Origin of the sequence: Aquabacterium sp., from assembly GCF_016234775.1 — a bacterium.
In the GTDB taxonomy this organism is placed as follows: domain Bacteria; phylum Pseudomonadota; class Gammaproteobacteria; order Burkholderiales; family Burkholderiaceae_C; genus Aquabacterium.
Genome location: NZ_JACRAH010000035.1, coordinates 1 through 14719 on the forward strand (window position 1 = coordinate 1; position 14719 = coordinate 14719).

Consider the following 14719-nt stretch of genomic DNA (forward strand, 5'->3'; position numbering starts at 1 on the left):
AGGTCTTCGATGAACTGCATCGGGCCGCGCTTGCCGTCTTCTTCGGGCTTGAAGGCCGCGTCAGGACGGGTGTTCTTGAGCATCGCCAGATAGTGCATCGGGATGTCAGGACGGCTCCATGCATCGGGAGCGGGCGACAGGTCGTCGGTGTTGGTTTCGCCAGGCACCTTGAACACGGTCACGGTGATCTTCTTGGCGACTTCAGGACGGGTGGTGAACCACTCGGCATCGGCCCAGGATTGCATCACGGCCTTGGCGTTGGCATTGCCAGCCTTGACCAGTTCGGCGACGTCGTGGAACGCGTCGAACATCAGCAGGGTCTTCTTCAGGGCTTCAGCGGCCACGCCACCGACTTCAGCGTCGGTCAGCAGGTCGATCAGGGGCTTGACGTTGTAGCCGCCCACCATGGTGCCCAGCAGCTCGGTGGCCTTGGCCTTGGAGATCAGGGCCACCTTGACGTCGCCGTGTGCCACGGCAGCCAGGAAGGAGGCCTTGACCTTGGCGGCGTCGTCCACACCGGGAGGAACGCGGTGTGTCAGCAGATCCAGCAGGAAGGCATCTTCGCCAGCAGGAGGGTTCTTGATCAGATCGATCAGCTCAGCAACTTGGCTGGCAGACAGGGCAAGAGGGGGGATGCCCAGCGCGGCGCGCTCGGCAACGTGTTGGCGATAGGCTTGCAACATGGTGTTCACCTGGAGTGGATTGGGCAAAAACGCGTTTCGGTCACAAGGAAATGCAATTTCCGTGCAGCCCGCTATTTTCGCCCACTACGGGGGGCAAAGTCACCCCTGAGTGCGGATTTCAATGAATTTCACTCAAATCAGGTGCTACGCGCGCCCCGCTTCTGGGCAAAAAAAGCAAAAAGCCCGGGGTGGCCCGGGCTCTTGAAGGGGGATGACCGCGCTTACTGCTGGTTGCCCGCTGGCGCTGCAGGTGCATTGTCAAAGATGGAGGGGCGTGGCGGTTGTTTGGCCAGATCGACCTCGGCAGCGCGCTGGACTTCATGCACGCAACCATCCACCACGCGACGACCCGCCTTGACGTCCATCAGCATGGACTTGGTCAGGATCTGAATCAGCAGGGCGGCCCCCTTGATGTCTTCCAGACGGATGGCGCCTGTGTTCGACAACACGGGCTTCATCACCCAGGACTGGCCGCCCAGCTTCAGGTTGAAATAACCTTTGTTCTTGTCATGGCGGTCCACCGACACGCGTTTGCCGAATTCGCATTCGTAGCGGCCAATCAGCACACGCTCAGCAGCCAGCAGTTGCTCGGCGGTGGCTTCGGGCAGGGCGGCGAACTTTTCAGCGATGGTCTTTTTGGCGCCGGCCTTGGTGGGGCTGGCGTGCGCCAGTTGCGGGCCAAAGGTGGCCGCAGCCATGCCCAGCACCATGCCGGCCGACATGGCCAGGGTGCGGATGCGTTGGTAACGCTGGAACTTGCTGGAGGAGGTCTTCATCATGACGTGGGCCTTGATCAATCACTTGCCGGGAACAGGGGACGACAGGCTGCTGCCATCCGGTGGGCGGATCTTGCCATCAATTCAGCATCAGGCAAGCGGGGAAGTGCCCTCACTTGGCCGGGTAATCGTGAATTCGGACGAGGCTGCCTGTCCTGAAAACTGATCAGAAGGTGTCGCCCGGGACGCGGACCCAGCCTTCCATCACGATGCGGGCACTGCGACTCATGATGGCCTTGGTGACCGTCCACTGGCCGTTCACCAGCTTGGCCTGGGCGCCGACACGCAGGGTGCCGGAGGGGTGGCCAAAGCGCACGGCCTCACGCTCACTGCCGCCGGCTGCCAGGTTGACCAGCGTGCCGGGAATGGCCGCCGCCGTGCCGATGGCCACCGCGCAGGTGCCCATCATGGCGTGGTGCAGCTTGCCCATGGACAAGGCGCGCACCAGCAGGTCCACATCACCGGCTTCGATGGTCTTGCCGCTGGATGCCTTGTAAGCGGTGGGCGGCGCCACGAAGGCGATCTTGGGTGTGTGCTGGCGGGTGGCGGCCTCTTCAGGCGTTTTGATCAGGCCCATGCGCAAGGCGCCGGCCACGCGGATGGCCTCGAAGCGTTTGAGCGCCTCGGGATCCGTGTTGATCTGCTCGCGCAGTTCGGTGCCGGTATAGCCGATGTCCTTCGCATTGACGAACACGGTGGGGATGCCAGCCGTGATCATGGTGGCCTTGAAGGTACCGATGCCCGGGACTTCCAGGTCATCGACCAGGTTGCCGGTGGGGAACATCGAGCCGCCTTCGTCGCCATCATCGGATGGGTCCATGAACTCCAGCACGATCTCGGCGGCAGGGAAGGTCACGCCGTCGAGTTCGAAGTCGCCGGTTTCCTGCACCTGGCCGTTGGTCACGGGCACGTGGGCGATGATGGTCTTCTTGATGTTGGCTTGCCAGACGCGCACCACGGCCACACCGTTTTGCGGAATGCGCGAAGGGTCCACCAATCCGGCGTGGATGGCGAAGGCGCCGGCTGCGGTCGACAGGTTGCCGCAGTTGCCCGACCAGTCCACGAAGGGCTTGTCGATCGAGACCTGGCCGTACAGGTAGTCCACATCGTGATCGGGCACGCTGGACTTGGACAGGATCACGCACTTGGACGTGGACGACGTGGCGCCGCCCATGCCGTCGATGTGGGCTGCATACGGATCGGGGCTGCCGATCACGCGCATGAAGAGCTTGTCGCGTGCCTCGCCGGGTTGCTGGCAGGCGGCAGGCAGGTCAGCCAGGCGGAAAAACACGCCCTTGCTGGTGCCGCCTCGGATGTAGGTGGCGGGGATCTTGATTTGCGGTGCGAATGCCATGCTGAAGTCCTTTCAGGCGGCCTTGTTTGCTGCCAGGAAATCCTGTGCAAAGCGCTGCAACACGCCACCAGCCTGATAAACCGAGACTTCTTCCGCCGTGTCCAGTCGGCAGGTCATCGGCACCTTCACCACTTCGCCGCTCTTGCGGGTGATGACCAGGTTCAGATCGGCGCGAGGCTTCAGATCGCCTTCCACGTCATAGGTCTCGGTGCCGTCCAGGGCCAAGGTCAGGCGGTTGGTGCCGGGCTTGAACTCCAGGGGCATCACGCCCATGCCGATCAGGTTGGTGCGGTGGATGCGTTCGAAGCCTTCAGCGGCAATCGCTTCCACGCCAGCCAGGCGCACGCCCTTGGCGGCCCAGTCACGCGAGGAGCCCTGGCCGTAGTCGGCACCAGCCACGATGATCAGCGGCTGCTTGCGCTCGTAGTAGGTTTCCATGGCTTCCCACATGCGCACGACCTTGCCTTCAGGCTCGATGCGGGCCAGCGAACCGGCCTTCACCTTGCCGTCGGCATCACGCACCATCTCGTTCTTCAGCGTGGGGTTCGCGAAGGTGGCGCGCATGGCGGTCAGGTGGTCACCACGGTGGGTGGCGTAGGAGTTGAAGTCCTCCTCGGGCAGACCCATCTTGTGCAGGTACTCACCGGCCGCCGAGTTCATCAAGATCGCGTTGGAAGGCGAGAGGTGATCGGTGGTGATGTTGTCCGGCAGGATGGCCAGCGGGCGCATGCCCTTGAGCGTGCGCGGATTGGCGGCCAGCGCGCCCACACCTTCCGTGTCCCAGTATGGTGGGCGGCGGATGTAGGTGGACTGCGGGCGCCAGTCGTACTGCGGGCTCACCTTCACGCCCTTGTCGGCCTGGATGGCGAACATGGGTTCGTACACGGCGCGGAACATCTCGGGCTTCACGCTGGCCTTGACGATGGTGTCGATCTCTTCATCCGAAGGCCAGATGTCCTTGAGGCGGATCTCCTTGCCGTCCACGACTGTCAGCACATCGTTTTCGATGTCGAAGCGCACGGTGCCGGCAATGGCATAGGCCACCACCAGTGGAGGCGAGGCCAGGAAGGCCTGCTTGGCGTAGGGGTGGATGCGGCCGTCGAAGTTGCGGTTGCCCGAGAGTACGGCGGTGGCGTACAGATCGCGGTCAACGATTTCCTTCTGGATGACGGGGTCCAGCGCGCCGGACATGCCGTTGCAGGTGGTGCAGGCAAAGGCCACGATGCCGAAGCCCAGCTTCTCCAGGTCGCCCAGCAAGCCGGCTTCCTTCAGGTACAGCTCCACCGCCTTCGAGCCAGGGGCCAGCGAGGACTTCACCCAAGGCTTGCGTGTCAGGCCCAGCTTGTTGGCGTTGCGGGCCAGCAGGGCCGCCGCGATCACGTTGCGCGGGTTGGAGGTGTTGGTGCAGGAGGTGATGGCGGCGATGATCACGGCGCCGTCAGGCATGGTGCCTTCACCGGCTGCAGGCATTTGCCAGGCGGCAGCGATGCCCTTGGCAGCCAGGTCAGACGTGGCCACGCGGGCGTGCGGGTTCGACGGGCCGGCCATGTTGCGCACCACGGTCGACAGATCGAACGTCAGGTCGCGTTCGTACACGGCATGGGCCAGGCTGTCAGACCACAGGCCGGCTTGCTTGGCATAGGTCTCTACCAGCTTGACTTGGGCTGCATCGCGGCCCGTCAGCGTCAGGTAGTCCAGCGTTTGCTGGTCGATGCTGAACATGGCGGCGGTGGCGCCGTATTCGGGGGCCATGTTCGAGATCGTGGCGCGGTCGCCGATGGTCAGCTTGGAAGCGCCTTCGCCGTAGAACTCCAGGTAGGCGCCCACGACCTTGGACTTGCGCAGAAACTCGGTCATCGCCAGCACCACGTCGGTGGCGGTGATGCCGGGTTGGCGCTCGCCCGTCAGCTTCACGCCAACGATTTCAGGCAGGCGCATCCACGAGGCGCGGCCCAGCATCACGTTCTCGGCTTCCAGGCCGCCCACGCCAATGGCGATCACGCCCAGCGCGTCCACGTGAGGGGTGTGCGAGTCGGTGCCCACGCAGGTGTCGGGGTAAGCCAGACCCTTGTCGTTGTGGATCACGGGGGACATCTTCTCCAGATTGATCTGGTGCATGATGCCGTTGCCCGCAGGGATCACGTCCACGTTGGCGAAGGCGTTTTTGGTCCACTCGATGAAGTGGAAACGGTCTTCGTTGCGGCGCTCTTCGATGTCGCGGTTCTTCTGGAACGCATCGGGGTCAAAGCCGCCGCACTCCACGGCCAGCGAGTGGTCCACGATCAGCTGCACGGGCACCACGGGGTTCACCTTGGCGGGGTCGCCGCCTTCCTTGGCAATCGCATCACGCAGACCGGCCAGGTCCACCAGCGCGGTCTGGCCCAGGATGTCGTGGCAGGCCACGCGGGCAGGGAACCACGGGAAGTCGAGGTCACGCTTGCGCTCGATCAGCTGGGTCAGGCAGTCGTTGATGATGGCCGGGTCCGCCTTGCGCACGATGTTTTCGGCGTGCACGCGCGAGGTGTAGGGCAGGGTGGCCCAGGCGCCTGGCTTGATCGCGTCAACGGCAGCTTGGGTGTCGAAGTAGTCCAGCTTGGTGCCGGGCAGGTTCTTGCGGAATTGGGTGTTCATGGCGGGCAGCGACGAATGTGTGTGAGGGCCAGGCAGGCAGCTTGGCTACCGAGCTCGCAGCCTGTGCGATGCGAGCATCAAAGCGCATGATGCGCTTGCAAGGCCTCAAGGTCTACAAGGGAAAAAGGCGCCACATCACGACGATCGCGCGTCGGCAATGTGGCGCCCTGGTTCGGCTCAAGGATTACTTGCGATCCTGGATGGGCACGAACTTCTGGTCTTCAGGGCCGGTGTAGTTGGCCGATGGGCGGATGATCTTGCCGTCAATGCGTTGTTCGATCACGTGGGCCGACCAGCCGGAGGTACGGGCGATCACGAACAGCGGGGTGAACATGGCGGTGGGCACGCCCATCATGTGATAGCTCACGGCCGAGAACCAGTCCAGGTTCGGGAACATCTTCTTGATTTCCCACATCACCGATTCCAGACGCTCGGCGATGTCGTACATCTTCATGTTCGACTGTTCCTTGGACAGGTCTTCCGCCACCTTCTTGATGACCACGTTGCGGGGGTCGCTCACGGTGTAGACGGGGTGACCGAAGCCGATCACGACTTCCTTCTTCTCGACGCGGGCACGGATGTCGGCCTCGGCTTCGTCAGGCGTGTCGTAGCGCTTCTGGATCTCGAAGGCGACCTCGTTGGCGCCGCCGTGCTTGGGACCACGCAGGGCGCCAATGCCACCGGTCAGGGCGGAGTACATGTCCGAGCCCGTGCCGGCCACCACGCGCGAGGTGAAGGTCGAGGCGTTGAACTCGTGCTCTGCGTACAGGATCAGCGAGGTGTGCATCGCGCGGACCCAGCTGTCACGTGGCTTCTCGCCGTGCAGCAGGTGCAGGAAGTGGCCGCCGATGGAGTCGTCATCGGTTTCGACGTCGATGCGCTTGCCGTTGTGGCTGTAGTGGTACCAGTACAGCAGCATCGAGCCCAGCGAGGCCATCAGCTTGTCGGCGATGTCGCGGGCGCCGGGGTGGTTGTGGTCGTCCTTCTCGGGCGACAGGCAACCCAGCACGGACACGCCCGTGCGCATCACGTCCATCGGGTGAGCCGATGGAGGCAGTTGCTCCAGCGCGGTCTTCAGGCCGGCGGGGATGCCGCGCAGCGACTTCAGCTTGGCCTTGTAGCCAGCCAGTTCGGCCACGGTGGGCAGCTTGCCGTGCACCAGCAAGTGGGCAATTTCTTCGAATTCACAGGTGGTGGCGACGTCCAGGATGTCGTAGCCACGGTAGGCCAGGTCATTGCCGGTGCGGCCAACGGTACACAGGGCCGTGTTGCCGGCGGCAGTGCCCGACAGGGCAACGGACTTCTTGGGCTTGAAACCGGGGGTTGTTGTTTCGGGTGTAGCGCTCATGAGATGAGTTTCCTGGCTTGAAGGTTGAGGCAGTCGGTTGAAACAATCGGGGATTATTTCTTGGCGGCAAACAGCGCGTCGAGCTTGCCTTCAAAGGCGTGGTAGCCGATGCGGTCGTACAGCTCTTCGCGGGTCTGCATGATGTCCACCACATTCTTTTGGTGGCCATCACGCCTGATGGCAGTGTAAACAGCCTCGGCGGCCTTGTTCATGGCGCGGAAGGCGCTCAAGGGGTAGAGCACCATGCCCACGCCGGTAGGGCGCAGCTCGTCCACGCTGAACAGCGGGGTCTTGCCGAATTCGGTGATGTTGGCCAGCACGGGCACCTTCACGGCGTTCACGAACTTCTCGTAGGTGGGCAGGTCGTAGGCGGCTTCGGCAAAGATGCCGTCGGCACCGGCCTCCACGCACTTGATCGCACGCTCGATGGCGGCGTCCACGCCGTGCACCTGGATGGCGTCGGTGCGCGCGATCAGGAAGAAGCTCGCATCGGTCTTGGCATCAGCGGCGGCCTTGACGCGGTCCACCATTTCTTCGGTGGTGACGATTTCCTTGCCGGGGCGATGGCCGCAGCGCTTGGCGCCCACCTGGTCTTCAATGTGGCAAGCGGCGGCGCCGGCCTTGATCAGGCTCTTGACGGTGCGCTCGATGTTGAAAGCCGATGGGCCGAAGCCGGTGTCGATGTCGACCAGCAAGGGCAGGTCGCACACATCGGTGATGCGGCGGGTGTCGGTCAGGACGTCGTCCAGGGTGTTGATGCCCAGGTCAGGCAGGCCCAGCGAGCCAGCGGCCACGCCGCCACCCGAGAGGTAGATCGCACGGTAGCCCGCGCGCTTGGCCAGCAAGGCGTGGTTGGCGTTGATGGCGCCGATGATCTGCAGAGGGGATTCTTCTGCAAGGGCTTGGCGGAATCGTGCGCCAGGGGTCGTGGTGGACATGTCGGATCTCCAACTTGAGCGGTTTACCTGTGAAACGCAACGCCTGTGCCAGCGACTTGGCGTGCAGCAGTTCTGCCATGCAGTTGCACGAACTGCGGCGCCAACTGCTTGATTCTCATGGAGAAACGGCGCCCGTGCCTTGGGCATTGTCAATCAATTCTTATCCGGAAATGTTTCTGGGGTGAAACGTTGTTTCGGGAAATATGAAACAATGATTTGAAACGTAGTTGAAACATCCGAAATGAACGCATGAGCACCATCCGCCCTGGCCCCGCCACGACCGCCTTGCCTCACATCGTGGCGGTGGGCTTCAAGCGCATCAACAAGATGCTGCAGGAGCTGGCGCCCGATTTTGCGGATCGGGCTTCGGTCGACGTGCTGGACATGGGCTTCGAGCAGGCCGTCGGCCGCATCCGGGACATGCAGGCTCAGCGCCCGATCGATGTGGTGGTGTCGGCGGGTTCGAACGGCGCCTATTTGCGCCAGCATCTGGACATGCCCGTGGTGCTGGTCAAGGTCGGGGGCTTCGATGTGATGCAGGCCCTGGCGCGTGCGCGTCGCGTGTCGCCCAGCATCGGCCTTGTCACCTATGAAGGCATGGCGCCAGACCTCGCGCCGTTTGCCGAGTTGCTGGACATGGGCCTGGTGCAGCGAACCTATCGCACCGAAGACGATGCCCAAGCGTGCGTGCAAGAGCTCAAACACATGGGGGTGCAGGCCTTGGTGGGGCCGGGCCTGGTGGCGGATCTGGCAGACCAGGCGGGTCTGGCGGGCGTCTTTCTGTATTCCACGGACGCGGTGCGCGAAGCACTGGAGGATGCCGTTGAAGTCGCCCGGGCCGCACGCATCGAGCTGGCCAAGCGTGAGCGCCTCAACACCATCCTGGCGCAATTGAGCGATGGCGTGATCGCCGTGGATCAGAGCGAGCGCATCCAGACCTTGAACCCGACCATGGCGCAGTGGCTGGGTGTGGCGCCCCATGCCTGGTTGGGGCGCAAACTCACCGAGGTTTGCCCCGAGTTGAGTCTGCTTGCCACCTTGCGCATGGGCACACAGGAGCTGGAAAAGATTGAGCGCGTCAAAGGCAAGGCTTTGATCGTCAACCGCATGCCCATCATGGAGCAAGGGGTGCTGACCGGCGCGGTGCTCACCTGCCAGGATCCCATCAGCATCCAGCGGGTCGATCGCCACATTCGCACCCGCATCAAGCCCAATACACCTGGCACCCGCTATGAGCTCAAGCAGTTCCTGGGGGACAGTGCGGCCGTACTGCACATTCGGCAGGTGGCGCTCAGTTGTGCCCGCAGTCAGGCGACGGTCCTGCTCATCGGTGAAAGCGGCACCGGCAAGGAGTTGATTGCGCAAGGCATCCACATGGCCAGTGACCGGCGTGACATGCCCTTCGTGGCCGTGAACTGCGCAGCCGTATCGGAAAGCCTGTTGGAGAGCGAACTGTTCGGCTACGAGGAGGGGGCGTTCACGGGCGCACGCCGAGGGGGCAAGATTGGCTTGTTCGAGGCTGCGCACAATGGCACCCTGTTCCTCGACGAGGTCGGTGAAATGCCGTTTTCCTTGCAGACGCGCCTGTTGCGCGTGCTGCAGGAGCGCGAGGTGTTGCGCGTAGGGGGTACGGAGCCCACGCCAGTGAATGTGCGGGTGATCGCCGCCACACACCAGGCCTTGCGCGAGCAGGTTGACAAGGGCCTGTTCCGGCTGGATCTGTACTATCGGCTCAACATCCTGCGCGTGGACGTGCCGCCACTGCGCGAACGTCTGCAGGACATCGGGCCGATCGCCCATGCCTTGCATCGCAAGTTGTGCGCGCGCCTGGCCATCGAGCCACGCGAAACCAGTCGCCTGATGGATGCGCTCATCGAACAGGCCCAGGGTTATGGCTGGCCCGGCAATGTCCGTGAACTCGAAAACCTCATCGAACGGGTGATGGCTTACGCCGGTGCGCAAACGGCCGTGCAGGCGATGGGCGCCCAGCAGGTGAGCACATTTCTGTTTGCGGCTGTGCCGGAATTGTTTGATAGTCGCCGCGGCACACCTGCGTCGGCTCCGGCTTGCGGGCCGGGCGTGGATGCCACTTCGCTGTCAGATCAGGCCGCGCAACGCAAGCAGCGGGTGGCGCAGGCCGAGCGCGCAGAAATCCTTCGTGTCATGGCGGATTGCGCGGGTGACCGGGCGCTCGCGAGCCAGATGCTGGGCATCAGCCGGACAACCTTGTGGCGAAAGCTCAAGAGCCTGGCTTGAGCAGACGCCTCAGCAGGCGTAAGACTCGATGAAGGTGGCTTCGTCTGATGGCGTGCAATGCGCCGCACGGGCTTCTATCAGCAACTGGCTGCCGTTGCGGAACTGAAGGCTCAAAGTCAGGGGTTCGGTGCAATGCCAGGGAAGCGGGACTTGTGCTGCCGAATGCGCGCGCATACTGGTCAAGCGCAAGTCGCCCTGCGCGATCCCGCCAAGGCAGTCGTCAATCGGACCGATCAGGTGGGCCTGCTCGAACACCAGTTCAAGGTGTTGGATGTAGCCCGGCAAGCCTGACTTGAAGTTGGCGCCATCCGCTTGCCTCAAGACTGCGCCGACAGACAGCATCACCCGCGCTTGGCCGTCTTGCGCGCCCCGCGGGATCACGCAGCGAACCTCCGAGTTGTGCCAGGAAAGAAAATCCACCATGTTGTTGAGCCTACCTGAACCCCGCATCAACGGCGCATGCGAGGCATGACGATAATCACCGCCTGCAGGTCTGAGCATGGCCAGGTGTTTGGATACTCGCGTTGGAAAGGGCGCATGAGAGGTGGTGCATGAGCGCGGAATTCGACTGTCAGCAATGTGGCGCCTGTTGCGCCTATTTTCGGGTGTCTTTTTATTGGGCTGAGGCAGACGATGCACCCGGTGGCACCGTGCCTGCACACCTGACCGAGCCCGTGGGACCCTTGCACCGTTGCATGGTGGGTACTGGCGCCAAGCCGGCGCGGTGCACGATGTTGCAGGGACAGGTGGGGCGCGAGGTGGGGTGCGCCATTTACGAGCAGCGTTCCAGCACCTGCCGTGAACTCATGCCGGGTGATGAAAAATGCCTCAAGGCGCGTCGGCACCACGGCCTGCCGACCTAGCGCATGCCCCCACTGCCGTTGCGGTTGGCGGTTTACCGTCGCTACTGAATCGCCCTTCAATGGTGCATGTGCGCTCAGGTTTGGCCATTGTCATCCGATATGACAGGGGTAAAGGGTAAAAGGCCGAACGCGCTCCCGGCCAGATGCGGGCGCCATGATGAGGTGTCGGGATGTTCAATCTCCATCAACTCAAGCTGGGGCCTCGCCTCTGGTTGGGGTTCGGGCTGGTGCTGTTGCTCACAGCGGTGATTGCCCTGGTTGGGTGGTTGCGACTGTCCTCGACGGTCGACGACATTGATGCCAATGCGCAGGTTCAATCCAGGGCCATGGCGGCCTTGAAGTGGGAAGGGTTGACCTTGCTCAACGTCAACCGCACCTTGGCCATTGCCGAGTCGGGCGGCATCAAGGACGTCAAGGATCACTTCTCGCCGCTGATCAAGGAAACGTCGGCGCAGATCAGTGCCATCCAGAAAGAGCTGGAAGCCAGTTTGGATTCCGAGCAGGAGAAGGCGCTGTTTGCCGATATCGCGGCCAAGCGCAAGGTGTACGTGACTGCACGCGACTCGATCTTTTCCCTGCTGGAGCTGGAAGATCCTGGTGCCAAGGAGGCCCTCAACAGCCAGTTGCTGCCAGCAGCCACCCGCTACATCACGGCCATCAATGACTACCAGCGCATGCAGCGCCAGATTGCCGACGATGACAATGCGGCCACGCATGCCCATGTCAGGAGCGCCAAGATGTCTCTGCTGGTGCTGGCACTGGTGTCCCTGGCGCTGGGTAGCTGGTTTGCCTGGGTAATGGCACGTTCGGTGACCGTGCCGCTGAGGCAAGTCGTGGCCGCGACTCATGTGATTGCGAGGGGGGACCTCTCGCATCGCGTCGAGATGGGTGGGCGAGATGAACTGAGCGAGCTGTGCCACAGCCTGGAAGAGATGCAGGTTGCCTTGCGCGGCATCGTCGGTGACGTGCGTCACTCCACCGATTCGATCAAGGTGGCCAGCGATGAGGTGGCGATGGGCAGTCAGGATCTGTCCAGTCGCACGGAACAGGCCGCCTCCAGTTTGCAGGAAACTGCTTCGACGATGGAGCAGATCTCCGGGACGATCCGCAACACGGCAGATGCCGCGCGCACGGCCAATCAGCTGGCTGCGGGTGCCGCTGAGGCGGCCTCTCACGGTGGTGAAGTGGTGTCCCAGGTGGTGGCCACGATGGACGACATCACGCAAAGCTCGCGCCGTATCGCCGACATCATCAGCGTGATCGACGGCATCGCCTTTCAGACCAACATCCTCGCACTGAACGCTGCGGTTGAGGCCGCGAGAGCGGGTGAGCAGGGCCGTGGCTTTGCCGTGGTGGCCGGGGAGGTGCGTGCGCTGGCTCAGCGTGCGGCCGGTGCCGCCAAGGAAATCAAGGTGCTGATCAACGCCTCGACCGAGCGTGTTGATGCTGGCGCCAGCCTGGTCAGCGACGCGGGCGCATCCATGAACAGCATTGTGGAATCGGTCCGCCGCGTGGCGGACATCATTGGCGAGATCACCTCAGCCTCGACCGAGCAGTCGGAAGGCATCAGCCAGGTCAACACGGCCGTGACGCAGCTCGACAGCATGACCCAGCAAAACGCCGCGCTGGTCGAGCAGTCGGCCGCTGCGGCAGAGAGCCTGAAGGATCAGGCCTCACGCCTGGCCAATGTGGTTTCGGTGTTCAGGCTGCCCTGAGCTTGTGGCTGCGTCAACCCGAAAAGAAACTGCTCTCGATCTCGATAGGCAGTGGTTGACCGGTCAACCAGGCGCGCTCCAGCACATACCAGTAGTGGCGGTAGCTGGCGCGGTCGTGCAGCACGCCGCGGTGCGAGATCGGGGCCCAGTGCGCAGCCTGCGCATCCTGCAGGATCTCGATGGCATCGTCCACCTCGGCTGATACCGGCGCGAAGGCCTCCACGATCACCGCGATCTGATCCGGGTGGATGCTCCACATGCGGGTGTAGCCCAGCTCACGTGCCGCTTTGGTGGCGGCCGTGCTCAGGGCGCGCTTGTCCTTGAACTCGGTGACCACGCAGTGTGAGGGCGTGATGGCCGCTGCGTGGCACGCTGCGGCAATTTCCAGTTTGGCGCGCACGATGAGCGGGTGCTCGAACTGCCCGGTGGCCGACATGGCCCTGGCGGGAATGGCGCCGCGATGGTCGGATACGAAATCCATCAGGCCGAAGGACAAGGATTCAACCCCGGGCAGGGCCGCGATCTCGGCCACCTCCTGCAGCGCCTTGTGCGTTTCGATGAGGATGTGCACAGGCACGGCATGAAACACACCATGCTTGACGCGCGAGGCCTTGATGGCTTCGACGGCACGTTGGGCTTCGGTGGCGTTGGCCACCTTGGGCACCATCAGATACGCCAGGCGGTCGCCGGCCTTCCTGATCAGGGTGTCCACATCGTCTTCAAAACGGCGATGGCTGGGGGCATGCACGCGCGCGCCTGCTCGGCCCCAGGCGTTGTCCGGGCTGTTGAGCAGTTCGGCCACCATCTCGGCCTGTTCATGCTCGCCGCCCACCGGCGCACCGTCTTCCAGATCCAGCGTCACGTCGAACACCGCACGGCCGGGCTCCTCGGCCATCTCAGCCTGGAGGGCCAGACTCTTGCGCATGCGGGCTTCAACGCCAGCATAGTGATCGCAAACGGGCAGGGTGTGAGGGCGGTGCTCGGCGCCGAACAGGGCCTGGCGGGGATGGATGGCGGTCAGGGTGGACATGGGGCTGCTCGATGGATCAGGTCATGCACATTGCATGGCGAAAGTCTCGCGCAAATTGCATGGCAGCGGATGATCGCCCAAGAAAAAACCGGTTCCGCCATTCGACGGAAACCGGTTTTCTTGCGTTCTCGCAACTGCGATTCAACCGCGGTCAATCACGTGTGGCCCGAAGGCCTCACGCGGTCAGCGCAGCATCACAGCAGGTGCTTGACGCCGTCTTGCTCGCCTTGCAGCTCAGCCAGGGTCTTGTTGATGCACTCTTGCGAGAAGGCATCGATTTCCAGACCGGTGACGATCTTGTATTCGCCGTTTTCAGTCGTCACAGGGAAGCCGAACACGATGCCGGCAGGGATGCCGTATTCGCCGTTCGAAGGCACGCCCATGGTGACCCATTCGCCGTTGGAGCCCAGGGCCCAGTCACGGATGTGGTCGATGGCGGCGTTGGCAGCCGAAGCAGCCGACGACAGGCCGCGAGCGGCGATGATGGCGGCGCCACGCTTGCCCACGGTAGGCAGGAAGGTGTCAGCGTTCCAGACTTGATCGTTGATCATGTCCTTGATGGACTTGCCGTTCGTGGTGGCGAAGCGGTAGTCAGCGTACATCGTGGGCGAGTGGTTGCCCCAGACGGTCAGCTTGCGGATGTCGCCCACGGCGGTGCCGGTCTTGGCAGCCAGTTGCGAAGCAGCGCGGTTGTGGTCCAGGCGCAGCATGGCGGTGAAGTTCTATGCAGGCACATCCGGAGCCGACATAATGTCGATGTAGGCGTTGGTGTAGGCGGCGTTGCCGACAACCAGCACCTTCACGTTGCGCGAAGCGACAGCGTTCAAGGCCTTGCCTTGAGCCGTGAAGATCTGGGCGTTGGCGGCCAGCAGGTCGGCGCGCTCCATGCCAGGGCCACGAGGACGTGCACCAACCAGCAAAGCGTAGTCGGTGTCCTTGAAGGCGGTCAGCGGGTCAGAGTGGGCTTCGATGCCGGCCAGCAGCGGGAAGGCGCAGTCTTCGAGTTCCATGATCACGCCCTTCAGCGCGTTCTGGGCCTTCTCGTCGGGGATTTCCAGCAGTTGCAGGATGACGGGTTGGTCCTTGCCCAGCATTTCGCCAGAGGCGATGCGGAACAACAGGGCG

The 14719-nt window shown here is 63.1% G+C and carries 10 protein-coding genes and 2 pseudogenes; 3 read left to right on the forward strand and 9 right to left on the reverse strand.

Annotation, left to right across the window (positions count from 1 at the left end):
* From HY836_RS10070 to prpB, 6 genes and pseudogenes are all read right to left on the reverse strand, one after another.
* Window positions 1-683, reverse strand: a pseudogene (locus HY836_RS10070) (aconitate hydratase B); the annotation flags it as partial.
* A gap of 221 nt (window positions 684-904) precedes the next feature.
* A complete protein-coding gene (locus HY836_RS10075) occupies window positions 905-1462 on the reverse strand; it encodes a hypothetical protein (protein ID WP_290675995.1) in 558 nt (185 codons plus the stop codon).
* A 163-nt stretch (window positions 1463-1625) separates the two neighbouring features.
* Window positions 1626-2813: a 2-methylaconitate cis-trans isomerase PrpF gene (gene prpF, locus HY836_RS10080; RefSeq protein ID WP_290675997.1), complete on the reverse strand. Its 1188-nt coding sequence runs from the start codon at window positions 2811-2813 to the stop codon at window positions 1626-1628.
* Between the two features lie 12 nt (window positions 2814-2825).
* Window positions 2826-5444 (reverse strand): Fe/S-dependent 2-methylisocitrate dehydratase AcnD, encoded by a 2619-nt coding sequence (gene acnD, locus HY836_RS10085; protein WP_290675999.1) that lies wholly within the window; start codon window positions 5442-5444, stop codon window positions 2826-2828.
* Between the two features lie 184 nt (window positions 5445-5628).
* The gene (gene prpC, locus HY836_RS10090; RefSeq protein ID WP_290676000.1) at window positions 5629-6792 is read right to left on the reverse strand and encodes a 2-methylcitrate synthase; all 1164 of its coding nucleotides are present in this window, start codon (window positions 6790-6792) and stop codon (window positions 5629-5631) included.
* Between the two features lie 53 nt (window positions 6793-6845).
* Window positions 6846-7730 carry a methylisocitrate lyase gene (gene prpB, locus HY836_RS10095; RefSeq protein WP_290676001.1) on the reverse strand — a complete coding sequence of 295 codons (885 nt, stop codon included), beginning with the start codon at window positions 7728-7730 and terminating at the stop codon, window positions 6846-6848.
* Between the two features lie 249 nt (window positions 7731-7979).
* Here prpB and prpR point away from each other — a divergent pair, with 249 nt between their 5' ends.
* The gene (gene prpR / locus HY836_RS10100; protein ID WP_290676002.1) at window positions 7980-9986 is read left to right on the forward strand and encodes a propionate catabolism operon regulatory protein PrpR; all 2007 of its coding nucleotides are present in this window, start codon (window positions 7980-7982) and stop codon (window positions 9984-9986) included.
* A gap of 9 nt (window positions 9987-9995) precedes the next feature.
* Here the strand turns inward: prpR and HY836_RS10105 are convergent, their stop codons facing one another.
* A complete protein-coding gene (locus HY836_RS10105) occupies window positions 9996-10406 on the reverse strand; it encodes a hypothetical protein (RefSeq protein WP_290676004.1) in 411 nt (136 codons plus the stop codon).
* Window positions 10407-10537: 131 nt separating this feature from the next.
* Here HY836_RS10105 and HY836_RS10110 point away from each other — a divergent pair, with 131 nt between their 5' ends.
* Entirely contained in the window at window positions 10538-10849 is a 312-nt protein-coding gene (locus HY836_RS10110; RefSeq protein ID WP_290676006.1) for a YkgJ family cysteine cluster protein, read from the forward strand.
* A 170-nt stretch (window positions 10850-11019) separates the two neighbouring features.
* Window positions 11020-12564, forward strand: coding sequence for a methyl-accepting chemotaxis protein (locus HY836_RS10115; RefSeq protein WP_290676008.1), 1545 nt, complete (start codon window positions 11020-11022; stop codon window positions 12562-12564).
* A 13-nt stretch (window positions 12565-12577) separates the two neighbouring features.
* Here HY836_RS10115 and HY836_RS10120 read toward each other — a convergent pair whose 3' ends face one another.
* Window positions 12578-13594, reverse strand: a complete 1017-nt coding sequence (locus tag HY836_RS10120; protein WP_290676010.1) for an aldolase/citrate lyase family protein — start codon at window positions 13592-13594, stop codon at window positions 12578-12580.
* 194 nt (window positions 13595-13788) lie between these two features.
* Window positions 13789-14719: pseudogene (locus HY836_RS10125) on the reverse strand (malate dehydrogenase); the annotation flags it as partial.